Here is a 14,337-nt window from a genome sequence, read left to right on the forward strand (position 1 = left end):
GAAAATGGACGGGGGCTGCAGCTTCGTCAATCGTCCTCGTCAGCGGTTCGGGCCGGCGCGGGGTGGTGGCGGCTAGAGGTCCGATAGGATATGCCGCCTGCAATCGGCAGCAAAAGAGGAGTTCGCGATGAATCCAGGGTTTCGTCCAGATCGGCATCGAGCGGCTCCGTCTTATCCGAAGGCGCGCGCGTAATGGTTGAAGGTGCGCGCCCGTTCGTGCTGCGCGAGCATTTCGCCGATGGCGCGCCGCCGCGCGCGATCGAACGCGCACTGGTCGAAGAAGCGCCGGTCGCGATCGAGATCAACGGGCTGGGCTATGCGGTGATGATGGCGACACCGGCCGATCTGGAAGATTATGCACTGGGCTTCTGCCTGTCCGAACAGCTGATCGCAGCGGCCACCGAGATGGCATCTGCCTATGCCGCCCCTGTCGATGCGGGCGGATGGGTGCTGCGGGTACAGCTCAACGTCGCCAATGCCGCGCCGTTGATCGAACGCGCGCGGTTGCGGCTGGCCGAGGGCAGCTGCGGCCTGTGCGGGATCGAGAGTCTCGAGCAGGTGATGCGTCCGCTGGAACCGGTGGCCGCCAGGCTTGAAGTCGAACCCGCCGCGATGTTCCGCGCGGTGGACGCGCTGCGCGACTGGCAGGTGCTGGGCAAGGTGACGCGCGCCGCGCATGCCGCCGCCTTGTGCGCCGCCGATGGCACCATCCGGCTGGTGCGCGAGGATATCGGGCGGCACAATGCGCTCGACAAATTGCTCGGCGCTGCAGCGCGGCAGGGGCTGGCCATCGCTGACCATTTCATCGTGCTCACCGCGCGGTGCAGCTTCGAACTGGTGCAAAAGGCGGTGATTGCCGGCGCGCCGTTGCTGGTGACGATCTCGGCTGCCTCGACGCTCGCGGCGGAGCAGGCGGCCGCGCATGGGCTTCGCCTCGTCAGCCTCGCGCGGCACGACAGTCTGCTCGAGATGGGCCAGCCCTGATCGGTAAAAATTTTACATCGAGTCTGCGTCAGTGATTTACACCAGCAATACACTTGGCTAGCGTGCATCCCATCAGGGAGGCACCGATGCTCGATCTTCGCAATATCACCCATGTCTACGCCAATGGAACGCGCGCGCTCGACGATGTCACGCTGACGATCCCCAAGGGCATGTATGGCCTGCTCGGTCCCAATGGTGCGGGCAAATCCACGCTGATGCGGACGATCGCGACGTTGCAGACCCCGACCGCAGGATCGATCCGCTTCGGCGATATCGATGTCATCGCCGCGCCCGAGCAATTGCGCCGGACCTTGGGATATCTGCCGCAGGACTTTGGCGTGTATCCGCGCGTCTCGGCGTACGACATGCTCGATCATATGGCGGTGCTCAAGGGCGTGGCCTCTGCGGCGGACCGCAAGGCGACGGTCGAGACCTTGCTCAACCAGACCAATCTTTGGAACGTCCGCAAAAAGGCGATCGCAGGCTTTTCGGGCGGCATGCGCCAGCGTTTCGGCATCGCGCAGGCGCTGATCGGCCAGCCGCAATTGATCATCGTCGATGAACCCACCGCCGGGCTCGACCCTGAAGAGCGCAACCGCTTCCTCAACCTGCTCGCCGAGATCGGCGAGAACGTCGTGATCATCCTGTCGACGCACATCGTCGAGGATGTCGCTGATCTGTGCCCGCGCATGGCGATCCTTGCCGCCGGGCGCATCCAGAGCGAAGGCGCACCGCACGACCTGATCGCGCAGACGCGCGGCAACATCTGGGCCAAGACGATCGCGCGCGACGAACTCGATGCGCACCGCGAGCGCTACACGGTCATCTCGACGCGGCTGTTTGCCGGGCGCACCGTCATCCACGTGATCTCTCCCACCGACCCGGGCGACGGCTTCACCAGCGTCGATGGCGGGTTGGAGGACGTGTATTTCTCGACCCTCGCCAACAGCCGCCTCGCACCCGCCGCCCGCGCAGCCTGAGGGGGAACGCCGCCATGTTCCGCCGCATCGCCGGGTTCGAGCTCCGCTATCAGATGACCAGCCCGGTGTTCTGGGTGGTGGCCATATTGTTCTTCCTGCTGACCTTCGGGGCGATGACGATCGACCAGGTGCAGATCGGCGGCGGTGGCAACGTTCACGCCAATGCGCCGACCGCGATCGCGCAGACGCATCTGATCCTCTCGATCTTCTTCATGTTCGTCACCACCGCGTTCGTCGCCAATGTCATCGTCCGCGACGATGAAAGCGGCTTCGGGCCGATGGTGCGATCGACCCAGGTGCGCAAGTTCGATTATCTGATCGGGCGGTTCACTGGCGCGTTCCTTGCAGCGGCGGTGGCGTTCCTCGCGGTGCCGCTGGCGATGTGGCTGGGTTCGCTGATGCCCTGGCTCGACCAGGAGACTTTGGGACCCAACCGGCTGCAATATTACGCCTTCGCCTATGGCGCGCTGGCGCTGCCCAACGTGTTCCTGACCGCCGCGATCTTCTTTGCCGTCGCCACCGTCACCCGATCGATGATGTACAGCTATGTCGGCGTGGTGGTGTTTCTGGTCGGCTATCTGGTGCTCACCGGGCTGATTGGTTCGCGGCCCGAATTGCGCGAGCTGGTCGCCTATATCGAGCCGTTCGGCATCGGCGCGGTGACCATCGCGACCCGATACTGGACCGCAGCCGAAGCCAACATGATGACCCCGCCGCTCGATGGCGTGCTGCTCGCCAACCGGGCGCTGGCGATCGGCATCGGCCTGCTGGCTCTGGTGTTTTCGTATTGGCGGTTCAGCTTTGCCGAAAAGGGCATGTCGAAGCGCAAGCTGCGGCGCCAGGCCAAGTCCGAGGCGCGGCTTTCGCGCGATGCCCCGCTGCTGGTCGCTACCCTGCCGCCGACCGACCCCGATGGCGCATGGCTGACCCAATTGCTGGTGCGCTGCCGGTTCGAGATACTGCAGCTGGTCAAGAGCCCGGCGTTCTTCGTGCTGCTGGCGATCGGCCTGGTCAACGCAGGCGCGTCCTTGTGGACCGCCAACGAGCTTTACGGTACGCCCGCCCGCCCGCTGACCTTCGCGATCATCGAGACGCTGACCGGTACCTTCGCGATCATCCCGATCATCATCGCAATCTATTACGCCGGTGAGGTCGTATGGCGCGATCGCGACCGGCGGATGCATGAGATCGTCGATGCGACGGCTTTGCCCAACTGGGCCTATATCGTGCCCAAGGCGCTGGCGGTCGCGATGGTGCTGTTCGCCACCGTATTGGTATCGATGCTGGCGGGAATCGTGATCCAGCTGGCGCGCGGCGGCGCGCCGATCGAAATCGGCCAGTTCGCATATTGGTATCTGCTGCCGCTGTCGGTGGACATGATGCTGATCGCGGTGCTGGCGGTGTTCCTGCAGGCGCTCAGCCCCAACAAGTACATCGGCTGGGGGCTGATGGTGGTGCAGCTCGTCGCCTCGATCACGCTGGCCGGGATCGGGTTTGAGCATCCCCTGTATTCTTATGCCCAGACCGGGGGCGTCAGCCTGTCGGACATGAACGGCACGCAGATCGGCGGCCCTGCGGGGTGGTGGCTCAGGCTCTATTGGGGCGCATTCGCGCTGATCCTGATCGTGCTTGCCCACCTTTTGTGGCGACGCGGCACCGAAACCCGGCTCAAGGCGCGGCTGGCGCGGGTTCCTTCGCGGCTGCGCGGCGCTCCCGGGGTCATCATCGCGGGCGCGGCATTGGTGTTCATTGCCACCGGCGGGTTCCTCTACTGGAACATGAACGTGCTCAACGAATACCGCACCCAGGATGACGGGCGCGAGCGGATGGCGGAGTACGAGAAGAAGTTCCTGAAATACGAGACCGTGCTGCAACCCTCGGCCACAGCGATGCGGATGCAGATCGACCTCTATCCGGAGCAGCGCCGGATGCAGGCGCAGGGGCGCTATACCCTGGTCAACGACACCGGTGCGCCGGTCGAGACGCTGCATGTGCGGCTGCCCGACCTCGACACGCAAATCATCCGCCTGGTCATTCCGGGCGCACAGCTTTCGCTCAACGACGAGGAAGACCAGTACCGCATTTACCGCTTCGCCACACCGCTGCAGCCCGGCGCGACCACGACGCTCGATTTCGAGACGCTGCGCGAGCAACGCGGCTTCCGCGCGACCGGCGACGACACCAACCTCGTTGCCAATGGCAGCTTCCTCAACAACCGCCAGTTCGCGCCATTGATCGGAATGGACCGCTCAGCGCTGCTGACCGACCGCACCCAGCGGCGCAAATACGGCCTGCCTGCCGATCTGCGTCCGGCCAAGCTCGAAGACCTCTCGGCGACCCGGCGCAACTATATCGGCGATGCCGACTGGGTGATGGCGGACATCACCGTGTCGACCAGCGCCGACCAGACCCCGATCGCACCCGGCGCCAAGGTATCCGATGTCACCCGCGACGGCAGGCGCACCGCAAGGTTCGTTTCGCGCGCACCGATCCTGGCGTTTTTCTCGGTCCAGTCGGCGCGCTATGCCGAGGTGAAGGCGCGTGCGGGCGATGTTGCGCTGTCCGTGTTCCATCACCCCGGCCATCCCTTCAACGTCCAGCGCATGCTCAAGGCGATGCAGGTTTCGCTGGGCTATTACGAACGCGCCTTCGGGCCGTACCAGTTCGATTATGCCCGGATCATCGAGTTCCCCGGCTATGCGAGCTTCGCCCAGGCATTCGCCGGCACCGTCCCGTATTCGGAGCGCATCGGCTTCATCGCCGACGACCGCGACCCCGAAGCGATCGACTTTGTGAGCTATGTCACCGCGCACGAGATCGCGCACCAATATTGGGCGCACCAGCTGATCAGCGCGGACATGCAAGGGGCGACCGTGCTGGTCGAGACGTTGGCGCAGTACAGCGCGCTGATGGTGATGAAGGAGCTTTACGGCGAGGACCAGATCCGCCGCTTCCTCAAGTACGAGCTTGATCGCTATCTGCGCGCGCGCGGCAGCGAGGTGGTCGAGGAACTGCCGCTCGCCCGCGTCGAGAACCAGGGCTATATCCACTACAACAAGGGGTCGCTGGTGATGTACCTTATGCAGGACCGGCTCGGCGAGGCGAGGGTCAATGCGATGCTGGCCGATCTGCTCGACCGCTACCGCTTCAAGAGCCAGCCCTATCCCCGTTCGACCGAACTGGTCGATGGCCTGAAATCGCTGGCCCGCAATCCCGCCGAACGCACGCTGGTGAGCGATCTGTTCGAACGGATCACGGTCTACGATCTCAAGGCCACTGCCGCGACCACCCGTCAGATCGCCCCCAACCGGTTCGAGACGACGCTGACGATTCAAGCGGGCAAGGTGTACGCCGATGGCGAGGGCAAGGAGACCAAGGCGCCGCTCAGCGACAGCATCGACATCGGCCTGTTCACCGCACGGCCCGGCGAAGGCGCCTTCGCGCGCAAGAACGTGCTGGCGATGGAGCGCAAGCCGATCACGAGCGGCAAGCAGACGGTGAAGATCATCACCAGCCGCCGTCCGACGCATGCGGGGATCGATCCTTACAATACTTATGTCGATCGCAACTCGGACGACAATGTGGTCGATGTCTCGAGCTGAGGCGCAGGTTCAGCGCAGCAGGGCCAGCGTCGCGGTGTCGGCACTGCCGAACCAGCGATCGAGCGCGGCGGCGAACAACGGCCCGCCGCGCGCCTGATCGAACAGGGTGAGCGAGGAGCGCAGCTTGACCGCGTCGATCTGCCCGAACACCGTCTCGGCATTGGTGTCGCCCAGCGCCTGCAACGCCTCGACGCAGGCGACAAGCCTTGGCCCCAGCACCGGGTGCGCGAGATAGGCCTGCGCTTCTTCCAGCGATCGAATGGCATAATGCTGCGCGGTGGGGCTTCTGCCGAGCCCTGCAATCTGCGGGAATATGAACCACATCCAGTGCCCGCGCTTGCTGCCGCGCCGGATTTCACCCAGCGCAGCGTCGAAGCTGTCGCTCTGGGCCGCAACGAAGCGGGCAAGGTTGTGAGGGTCAGCGGTCATCGCCTTCAGCGCAACTGGCTGTCCTTGCTGCCCCGGCGGTTGATCCCCGCCGAGCGCAGCTTGGCATCGCGCAGCGTCTGGCAGGCGATGCAGGTGCGGCTGGCGGGCAGCGCCTTGCGCCGCGCCGCCGGAATGTCCTCGCCGCAATCCTCGCAATAGTCCAGGCCTTCACCCGCGATCATCCGTGCGCGGGCGAGTGCCACCGCGTCTGATATCGTATCGTCGATCTGATCCTGTATCGCCCCGTCGCGGGCCCAGCCATTGGCCATGATTTTTCCATCTTCTGCCGCCCCGCCAACAGCTATCGACGCGTGCCAAGGGCGATGGTTCCAAGTTTACGGAACTGGTAAATGTCGATGGAACCTGTCACCAACAGGGTGTGACCAAAAATCAACAATTTCGCCGGTTTCCTGCGCCAAGTCACGGGACAGGGTCTTTTAACCTATGTCAGTGAACCTTTTCGGCATCTCAAGCATTTATACGCCGAATGTGCCTTGTGCCTGTCGCTGCGAATTTCTGGATAGTTGATGTCTCTGCGTTTTAGTGCGGCAGGTTGTGCTCTCATTGCCATGTCCGGCTGGACCGCGCCAGCGATCGCCGTGCAAAGCCTTGGCCAGAACCCATTCCCTGATCTTCCCGCAGCGTCCGAAGACGGCGAGCCACCGATCATCGACGACGAGGAATTCGACGCCACCATTCCCCCGATCGATCCCGATGGCCCGATGGGAACGGTCGAAGAGTGGGATGCCGAGCAATCGCGTCTGGACGAGGCGGCGCGGCTGCGCTCCGATGGCAGCATCGCGCCCCCTGGGCCACCGGGCGAGACGCTGTCCGATCCGCTGGAAATCGATGCCGAAATCGAAGCGCCGCTCGAACCTCTCGCCAGCTTCGATGTCGAGCCCTTTGACGAGAGCCAGTACACCGAAGCGGACGACACCCCCGCCACCTCCGTACGGTACAGCTACCGGCTCGAGGGATTGAACGCGCCTAACGCCGATGGCAGCAGCGCGAAGGATGCTCCCAGCGTCGCATCGGTGCGCGCGCGGTTCGAGGACCTTTCGGCGCTCGATGATGGCAACGGCAGGGCGACCAACGGAGCGATGGTCTCGGCACGGATGCTCGAAGACCAGCAGCTGCTGTCCGACCTGCTGATCGGCGAATGCTTTTTCGATGCGACCGTCAACGGCGCGATCGAGCTTCCCGAGAGCGGCACCGGGCCGATGGTGGTTGTCCTCACCGCTTCGCCGGGGCCGTGCTACCGCCTGGGTACGATCACCTTCGACGCTCCGGCGGTCGAACCGGCCGATCTCATCACGCGCAGCTTCGTGCCAGCGACCGGCGAGCCGATCGATGCCGAGCGCATTCTGGCGGCGGAGGCCAACATCGCGGTCGTCATGCCGCAGCAGGGCTATCCGTTCGCCCAGATAGGCCAGCGCGACATCCTGCTCGACCCGCAAACCGTCACCGGCGATTACACGCTGCCCGTGACGCCGGGGCCGCGCAGCAGCTTTGGCGACATCCTGGCCAGCGGTGAGGCGGTGTTCGATGCCGATCACATCGCGTTGCTGGCGCGGTTCGACAAGGGCGATCTTTACGACAGCCGCCTGGTCGACGATCTGCGCAAGGCGCTGGTGGCAACAGGGCTTTACTCGGTCGTTGCGGTGCGCCCCGAGCAGACGGGCACCCCGGCGCCCGACGGCACGCAATATGCCAACCTCGCCGTGGACCAGCAGGCAGGGCCAGCGCGGACGCTGGCGGCCAACGCAGGCTATGGCACCGGGCAGGGTATCCGCGCCCAAGGCACCTGGACCCACCGCAACCTGTTTCCGCCCGAAGGCGCGCTGATCGCCAGCGTGGTCGCAGGCACGCAGGAGCAGGGTGCCTCGGCCACGTTCCGGCGGTCCAACGCCGGACGCAGGGACCGGGCCGTCGAGTTGAGCCTGTCTGCCCTGCGCAGCGACTTTGCCGCGTTCGAGGCCTTTACCGGGCGACTGGCAGGGCGGGTGTCCTATTACAGCACCCCGATCTGGCAGAAGCGGCTGACCTACAGCTACGGTTTCGAGCTGCTCGGCACCAATGAGCAGGATTTCAACTTCGCGCTGGGTCGGCGCGATCGGCGCACATATTATGTCGCCGCGCTTCCTGGCCAGGTCACCTGGGACCGCTCGAACGACCTGCTCGATCCGACCAGAGGGTTCCGCCTGTCTGCGCAGGTTTCGCCCGAGACATCGCTGGGCAGCGGGACGCAGTTCTACGGGCGCGGGCTGTTCGAGGGCACGGTCTATTATCCGGTGGGCGACAGCATAGTGCTCGCCGGGCGCGCGCGGGTCGGGTCGATCATGGGCGCGGAACGCGAGGACATCGCCCCGTCGCGGCGCTATTATGCGGGCGGCGGCGGATCGGTGCGCGGCTTTGGCTATCAGGAGCTTGGACCCAAGGATCCCGACAACCGCCCGATCGGCGGGCGCAGCCTGGTCGAGGCGGCGGCAGAAGTCCGCTATCGCTTCGGCAATTATGGCGTCGTCGGCTTCTTCGATGCCGGGCAGGTATCGACCAGCTCGACCCCTGGCTTCGACGACCTGCGCTATGGCGTGGGCCTGGGCGGACGGTTCTACACCAATTTCGGCCCGATGCGGCTCGATGTCGCCACCCCGATCGCGCGGCGCCCCGGTGAATCGCGCGTGTCGATCTATATCTCGATCGGGCAGGCCTTCTGATGGCCGATCCGGTACAGCCCGTGGACGATGCAGCGATCGCCGACCCGGTGGAGACCGCCGAACCACCCCGCGAGGGGCATTCCTGGCCACGCAGGATAGCGCTGGGCGTGGCCGGGCTGCTCGGCGTCATCGTCGTCCTGCTCGGAATCGGCTATGTCTGGCTCGACAGCTCCAGCGGCAAGCGCTTTGTGGCCAAGCAGATCGCCGGGATGGAGTTCGAGAACGGGCTCGCCATCGGCATCGGCCGGCTCGAAGGCTCGTTGTACGGCGAACTGCAAATCCGCGACCTGACGTTGCGCGATCCCCAGGGCGTCTTCGCCTCCTCGCCATTGGTTCAGCTCGATTGGCGGCCGTTCGCGTTCATCGGCAGCCATGTCGATATCCGCTCGCTGGTGGTTCCGCAAATGCGCCTCCGCCGCCTGCCGACGTTCAACGAGACGCCGCCGACCGATGAGCCTTTGCTGCCCGATCTTGATATCGACATTGCCGATCTTCAGCTGCGCCGGATCGATGTCGATCCCGCCGTGACCGGGCAGCGCCACCGCGCGTCGCTTGCCGGCAAGGTCCATATCGCCGACCGCACTGCGGTCGTCACCGCACGCGCCGGTACGCTGGCAGGACAAGGCTTTGCAGGCGGCGAGACGATGACGCTCGACCTGCGTGCGGTGCCCGAAACCAACACGCTCGATGTCGCGTTCGATCTCGATGCGCCCGCACAGGGACTGGTCGCGGGTCTGACCGGCGTCGAACAGCCGATGCGGGTCAACCTGCGCGGCAAGGGCGATTGGGACGCGTGGAACGGCGCGCTGACCGGCAATCTGGGTGGGCAGCCGCTCGCAGACGTCGCGCTCACTGCGCGCAACGGCACGTTTACCGCGCGCGGCGACATGCGTCCTGCGCTGCTGATGCCGGGCCAGACGATGGCCTTGTTCACCCCCGCGACTGCGCTCGACATCAGCGCGACCGCAGACGACCGCCGGTTCGATATCGATGCGCGGATCGGTAACGCCAATTTCGCTTTCGAAGCCGACGGGCTGGTCGATCTGGGCGAAAGCCGTATGCGCGACCTTGCCATCGCGTTCAGGCTGTTGCGGCCGGGCACGATCGCCGAGAACCTCTCGGGTGACGGGATCAACGCCAACCTGGTGCTCAACGGAGCGTTCTCCGCGCCGCAAATTGCCTATGAGCTGACCGCAGCGCGGCTCGGGTTCAACGATGTCAACGTCATCGGCCTGACCGCTCAAGGTGCCGCGCGGCTCGACAAGGACGCCTGGATGATCCCGGTCAGTGCGCGTGCGCGGCGGATCGCCGGACTCAATGCCGCTGCCGGAGACTTGCTGACCAACGTGCGCCTCGATGGCGACCTGGCCTATTCCAACGCCCGCCTGATGTCGGACAACATGCGCATGCGCTCGGACCGGATCGATGCCACGGCCGTAATCCTCGCGGACATGAGCACCGGCGTCTACACCGGCGCGCTCAATGGCCGGGTCAATGGCTATAGGGTCGAAAGCGTCGGCATCTTCAACCTCGATACCGATATCGACCTTGAAACCATGGCGAATGGCGGCTTCCGCCTAGCGGGCAGCGTCCGCGCGCGGTCGAGCCAGATCCTGAACGATGGCCTGCGCGAGTTTCTGGGAGGCAACTCGCTGATCAACGCCAATGTCAGCTATGGCAGCAACGGGGTTGGCCGCATCGATCGTCTGACGGTCACGGCGCCTTCGTTCCGGCTTACCCAGGGCAGCGGTTCCTATTCCGCCGACGGCCAGATCCGGTTCAACGCGCAAGGTTCCTCCAACCAGTACGGGCCGCTGGCTGTCTCTGCGACCGGCACCGTCACCCGCCCGGTCGCAACCATCTCGGCAGCGCGTCCAGGCCTTGGGGTCGGCATGACCGATGTCGTCGCAACCATTCGCGGCGATGGCAACAGCTATGCCGTCACCGGCAACGGCAACACCGATTACGGGCCGTTCGCTGCCAACGTCAACGTGTTCACCGGCAGCGGGCCGATCGAGGTCGCGGTCAACGATGGCACCCGCTTTGCCGATATCGGCATCACCGGGCGGATACGGCAGACCGCCGCCGGTCCCTTCGCCGGCCAGCTGGCCGCGAACGGGGCAGGAGTTTCAGGCAACGTCGGCCTGTCCGCCGCAGGCGCCTATCAGCGCGCGGTGGTGGCGATGAATGCGCGCGATGCAAGGCTTCCGGGCCCTGCAGGCGTGGTCATCGGCCGCGCGATCGTCGCTGCCGATATCGTGCTGACCGAGCAGCCGCAGGTCGTCGCAGACATCCAGCTTTCAGGCACCCGCATGGGCGAATTGCAGATCGCCGCCGCCCGCGCCAAGGTCGATTATCGCAATGGCCAGGGCAATGCCCGGGTGATGGCCGAGGGGCGCAACAGCGTCCCGTTCCGCTTCGCCGCCAACGCCATCCTGCAGCCCGAGCTGTGGCGCGTGGCGCTGGACGGACGCGCCAACGGCATCGACTTCAAGACCCGCAACCCGGCGCGGATCGTCCCGGAAAACGCGCAGTACCGGCTGATGCCGACCACGATCGACCTGTCGCGCGGCAGCATCCAGCTCGCCGGCAGCTATGGCGCGGGGATGACCGTCGAGGCGCGGCTCAACGATGTCAATTTGGCGCTGATCAACCCGATCATGCCCGGCCTGGGCCTGGGCGGCACCGCAAGCGGCAGCCTCGATTTCCGCCAGCCGGATGCCAACAGCTTTCCGCAGGCGGACGCGCGGCTGATGATCGACGACTTTACCCGGACCAGCCTCGCTTCGGTGTCGCAGCCGGTGGATATCAACATCGTCGGTCGGCTCGAGCCCGATGGCGGCAATGCCCGTGCCATCGTGCGGCGGCGCGGCGCTGTTATCGGCAGGATGCAGGTCGCGCTCAATCCGCTGGGACCGGGTGCGGGCAGCTGGACCACCCGGCTGCTGGCAGCACCGCTCAGCGGCGGGGTGCGCTACAACGGCCCTGCCGACACCTTGTTCTCGCTGGCGGCATTGCCCGACCAGAGCCTGTCGGGCGCGATCGGTGTCGCGGCAGACTTTTCCGGACGGGTCCAGCAGCCGCAGCTGTCGGGCATCGTGCGCGCCAACAACCTGATCTACGAGAACGAGCAATTCGGCACCCGGCTGACCAACATGCGCGTGCGCGGCAGCTTCACCGGCGACCGACTGCAGGTCGAGCAACTGACCGCGCGCGCCGGCAGCGGCACGATCAGCGGCGAGGGCTTCGTCTCGCTGAGCTCGGCGCAGGGCTTCCCGATCCAGCTGGCGCTCAATCTGGACAACGCGCGTCTGGCCGAGGGCAATGATCTGGCTGCGGTCGCCACCGGGCAGCTCAGCATCGTCAACAGCGCCACGCAGCCGGCGCTGATATCGGGCACCATCAGCCTGCCCGAGACGCGCTATCGTATCGTCCGCCAGGGATCGGCACAGGTCGCCAAGCTGACCGGGGTCAGGCGGCGTCCCGCGCTGGGCCGCGAACGGATCACCGGCGATCCCGATCCCATAGCAGGTGTCCCGAGTGACTGGCGCCTCGATGTCAAGGTCGTCGCGGACAACCAGATCTACGTCTCGGGCATGGGGCTGGATTCGGAATGGGCCGCCGACATCCGCATCACGGGCACCACCGGCAACCCCAGGATTACCGGTGGCATCGATCTGGTGCGCGGTACGCTGGGCTTTGCCGGGCGGTCGTTCGATCTCGAAGAGGGTCGGCTGCGGTTCAATGGCGGCAACGCGACCAATCCGACGATCAACCTGCGCGCCAGCGGTGAGGCGGGCGACGTCACGGTCAACATCGCGGTATCGGGCACCGGCGAGAACCCGGATATCGCCTTCTCGTCGACGCCTGCCTTGCCGCAGGACGAAGTCATGGCGCGGATCCTGTTCGGCAATTCGATCGGCGAGCTCACCCCCATCCAGGCGGTGCAGCTGGCAGCTTCGCTCAATAGCCTGCGAGGCGGCAGCGGCGGCCTCAACCCGCTGGGCGTGCTGCAATCGGCATCGGGCATCGACCGCTTGCGCATTCTGGGCGCGGACGAGGACACCGGCCGCGGGACATCGCTCGCCGTCGGGCAGTACATCTCCAACGATGTCTATGTCGAGATCATCACCGATACGCGTGGCTTCACCGCAACCCAGATCGAGATCAGCCTGAGCAGGGCGCTGTCGGTGCTCAGCCAGGTCGGCAGTTTCGGCGGGTCCAACGTCAACGTGCAGTACCGGAAGGACTATTGATGCGCTTGGTTTTTCCAATGCTCGCCTGCGCGGCGCTGGCAATGACCGCCGGCTGCAGCGCCGAGCCGGACTTCGACACGCGCTTCGAGCAGCGCTCTCAGGAACTGGCGGCCGAGGCCCGAAAGATCGAAGCCGAATCCAGCGCGCAGCTGGCTGCAGCGCGCGAAGCCGAGAATGCCGCCGCTGAGGCAGCAGGCGAGAGGTCGACCACGCAGGCTGCTGCCCGATGACCGAAGGCAAACCCTCCACCGCGCCGCTGTCGCCAGAGCTGCAGCAACTGGCCGAGAATGCCGATGCACTGGCAGGCCAGGTGCCGGGTGCGAACGCGCATTCTCCGCTGCAGATACCCCGCCAGGCATGGATCGCCATCTTCAAGCGCGTCTATGTGATGAACGATTTCCACAACCTCGCGCTGCTGGCAGCAGGGGTCGCCTTTTTCGCCTTTCTGGCGTTCGTCCCGCTGATCGCAGTCATCGTGCTGTTGTACGGCCTGATCGCCGATCCGGCCACTGTGGCCAGCAGCCTCGACATGCTCAACGATGTCGCGCCGGAGGAGGTGCTGGTCATCCTGCGCGAGCAGTTGCTCCAGATCGTCACCACCAGCTCGACGCAGCAGGGTTTCGGGCTGCTGTTCGCTCTGCTGTTCTCGACTTATGGCGCGATGCGCGCCGCCACCGCGATGATGCGCGCGCTCAACATCATCTATGAAGAGCATGAGACGCGCGGTTTTTTCCGCACCACCCTGGTTGCGGTGATGATCACCTTAGGGATGGCCGGGATTGCCGTGACCGGGCTAATCTCTATCTCGTTGTTCAGCTATGCCCGCAATTTCCTGGCGCCCTATATCGGCGCGGGATCGCTGATGCTGATCCAGACGCTGACCTGGGCGCTCGCCGGGGTGCTGGTGAGCATGACCTTTGCGATCTTCTATCGCTATGCGCCGGATCGCCGCGCCGCCAAATGGCGCTGGCTGTCGCTCGGGTCGGTGGTCTCCACTCTGTTGTGGCTGCTCATCACGGTGGGCTTCGGCTTCTACGCTGCCAATTTCGGCGACTACAACGCCACTTACGGGTCGCTGGCGGCGATCGTGATCTTCCTGATGTGGCTGTTCCTGTCGGCCTATTCGGTGCTGATCGGCGCTGAAATCAATGCCGAGGCCGAGCGCCAGACCTTCCGCGATTCCACGGTAGGTGCCGACCGTCCGATCGGCATGCGCGGCGCGGTGCTTGCCGATTCGGTCGCGCTTGACGATGCCGAACGTGCGATCCTCGAAAAGCAGCAACGCCGGCATCTGATCTGAACGCACGGTTTCTGCGCCGAAAAAGGGAACTTCTGGCCAAGCCTGCGGTTGGTTTCTTTTGCAAGGGAC

Annotated in this window: 9 protein-coding genes; 7 read left to right on the forward strand and 2 right to left on the reverse strand. The window is 65.2% G+C overall.

Features of this window, described 5'->3' with window-relative positions:
• Positions 1-192 precede the first annotated feature (192 nt).
• The 3 genes from fdhD to ACK4R0_RS10590 all read left to right on the forward strand — a co-directional run bounded on the left by fdhD (position 193) and on the right by ACK4R0_RS10590 (position 5,566).
• Positions 193-984 carry a formate dehydrogenase accessory sulfurtransferase FdhD gene (gene fdhD, locus ACK4R0_RS10580; RefSeq protein WP_409673896.1) on the forward strand — a complete coding sequence of 264 codons (792 nt, stop codon included), beginning with the start codon at positions 193-195 and terminating at the stop codon, positions 982-984.
• A gap of 86 nt (positions 985-1,070) precedes the next feature.
• Complete coding sequence (locus tag ACK4R0_RS10585) at positions 1,071-1,964, forward strand: ABC transporter ATP-binding protein (protein ID WP_409673897.1); 894 nt, start codon at positions 1,071-1,073, stop codon at positions 1,962-1,964.
• Positions 1,965-1,978: 14 nt separating this feature from the next.
• Positions 1,979-5,566 (forward strand): ABC transporter permease/M1 family aminopeptidase, encoded by a 3,588-nt coding sequence (locus ACK4R0_RS10590; protein ID WP_409673898.1) that lies wholly within the window; start codon positions 1,979-1,981, stop codon positions 5,564-5,566.
• Positions 5,567-5,575: 9 nt separating this feature from the next.
• On the opposite strand, the gene ACK4R0_RS10595 is transcribed toward ACK4R0_RS10590, so the two are convergent.
• Entirely contained in the window at positions 5,576-5,995 is a 420-nt protein-coding gene (locus ACK4R0_RS10595) for a DUF1810 domain-containing protein (RefSeq protein ID WP_409673899.1), read from the reverse strand.
• A gap of 5 nt (positions 5,996-6,000) precedes the next feature.
• Positions 6,001-6,264 (reverse strand): DksA/TraR family C4-type zinc finger protein, encoded by a 264-nt coding sequence (locus ACK4R0_RS10600; protein ID WP_409673900.1) that lies wholly within the window; start codon positions 6,262-6,264, stop codon positions 6,001-6,003.
• 300 nt (positions 6,265-6,564) lie between these two features.
• Here ACK4R0_RS10600 and ACK4R0_RS10605 point away from each other — a divergent pair, with 300 nt between their 5' ends.
• The 4 genes from ACK4R0_RS10605 to ACK4R0_RS10620 are packed head-to-tail and all read left to right on the forward strand — an operon-like array spanning position 6,565 to position 14,268.
• A complete protein-coding gene (locus ACK4R0_RS10605; protein WP_409673901.1) occupies positions 6,565-8,712 on the forward strand; it encodes an autotransporter assembly complex protein TamA in 2,148 nt (715 codons plus the stop codon).
• Positions 8,712-12,968 carry a translocation/assembly module TamB domain-containing protein gene (locus tag ACK4R0_RS10610; protein ID WP_409673902.1) on the forward strand — a complete coding sequence of 1,419 codons (4,257 nt, stop codon included), beginning with the start codon at positions 8,712-8,714 and terminating at the stop codon, positions 12,966-12,968. The genes ACK4R0_RS10605 and ACK4R0_RS10610 overlap by 1 nt, the downstream gene beginning before the upstream one ends.
• On the forward strand, positions 12,968-13,198 hold the full coding sequence (locus ACK4R0_RS10615; RefSeq protein WP_409673903.1) for a hypothetical protein: 231 nt from the start codon (positions 12,968-12,970) through the stop codon (positions 13,196-13,198). Before ACK4R0_RS10610 ends, ACK4R0_RS10615 begins: the two co-directional genes overlap by 1 nt.
• Positions 13,195-14,268: a YihY/virulence factor BrkB family protein gene (locus tag ACK4R0_RS10620; RefSeq protein WP_409673904.1), complete on the forward strand. Its 1,074-nt coding sequence runs from the start codon at positions 13,195-13,197 to the stop codon at positions 14,266-14,268. The genes ACK4R0_RS10615 and ACK4R0_RS10620 overlap by 4 nt, the downstream gene beginning before the upstream one ends.
• The last annotated feature ends 69 nt before the right edge of the window (positions 14,269-14,337 follow it).

Origin of the sequence: Blastomonas sp. (genome assembly GCF_046294995.1) — a bacterium.
In the GTDB taxonomy this organism is placed as follows: domain Bacteria; phylum Pseudomonadota; class Alphaproteobacteria; order Sphingomonadales; family Sphingomonadaceae; genus Blastomonas.

What these genes read in the sequence shown, in the direction of transcription:
- ACK4R0_RS10615 (WP_409673903.1), top strand. Translation starts at nt 12,968, where the DNA reads ATGCGCTTGGTTTTTCCAATGCTCGCCTGCGCGGCGCTGGCAATGACC.
- ACK4R0_RS10605 (WP_409673901.1), top strand. Translation starts at nt 6,565, where the DNA reads ATGTCCGGCTGGACCGCGCCAGCGATCGCCGTGCAAAGCCTTGGCCAG.
- ACK4R0_RS10620 (WP_409673904.1), top strand. Translation starts at nt 13,195, where the DNA reads ATGACCGAAGGCAAACCCTCCACCGCGCCGCTGTCGCCAGAGCTGCAG.
- ACK4R0_RS10590 (WP_409673898.1), top strand. Translation starts at nt 1,979, where the DNA reads ATGTTCCGCCGCATCGCCGGGTTCGAGCTCCGCTATCAGATGACCAGC.
- ACK4R0_RS10595 (WP_409673899.1), bottom strand. Translation starts at nt 5,995, where the DNA reads ATGACCGCTGACCCTCACAACCTTGCCCGCTTCGTTGCGGCCCAGAGC.
- ACK4R0_RS10585 (WP_409673897.1), top strand. Translation starts at nt 1,071, where the DNA reads ATGCTCGATCTTCGCAATATCACCCATGTCTACGCCAATGGAACGCGC.
- ACK4R0_RS10600 (WP_409673900.1), bottom strand. Translation starts at nt 6,264, where the DNA reads ATGGCCAATGGCTGGGCCCGCGACGGGGCGATACAGGATCAGATCGAC.
- ACK4R0_RS10610 (WP_409673902.1), top strand. Translation starts at nt 8,712, where the DNA reads ATGGCCGATCCGGTACAGCCCGTGGACGATGCAGCGATCGCCGACCCG.
- fdhD (WP_409673896.1), top strand. Translation starts at nt 193, where the DNA reads ATGGTTGAAGGTGCGCGCCCGTTCGTGCTGCGCGAGCATTTCGCCGAT.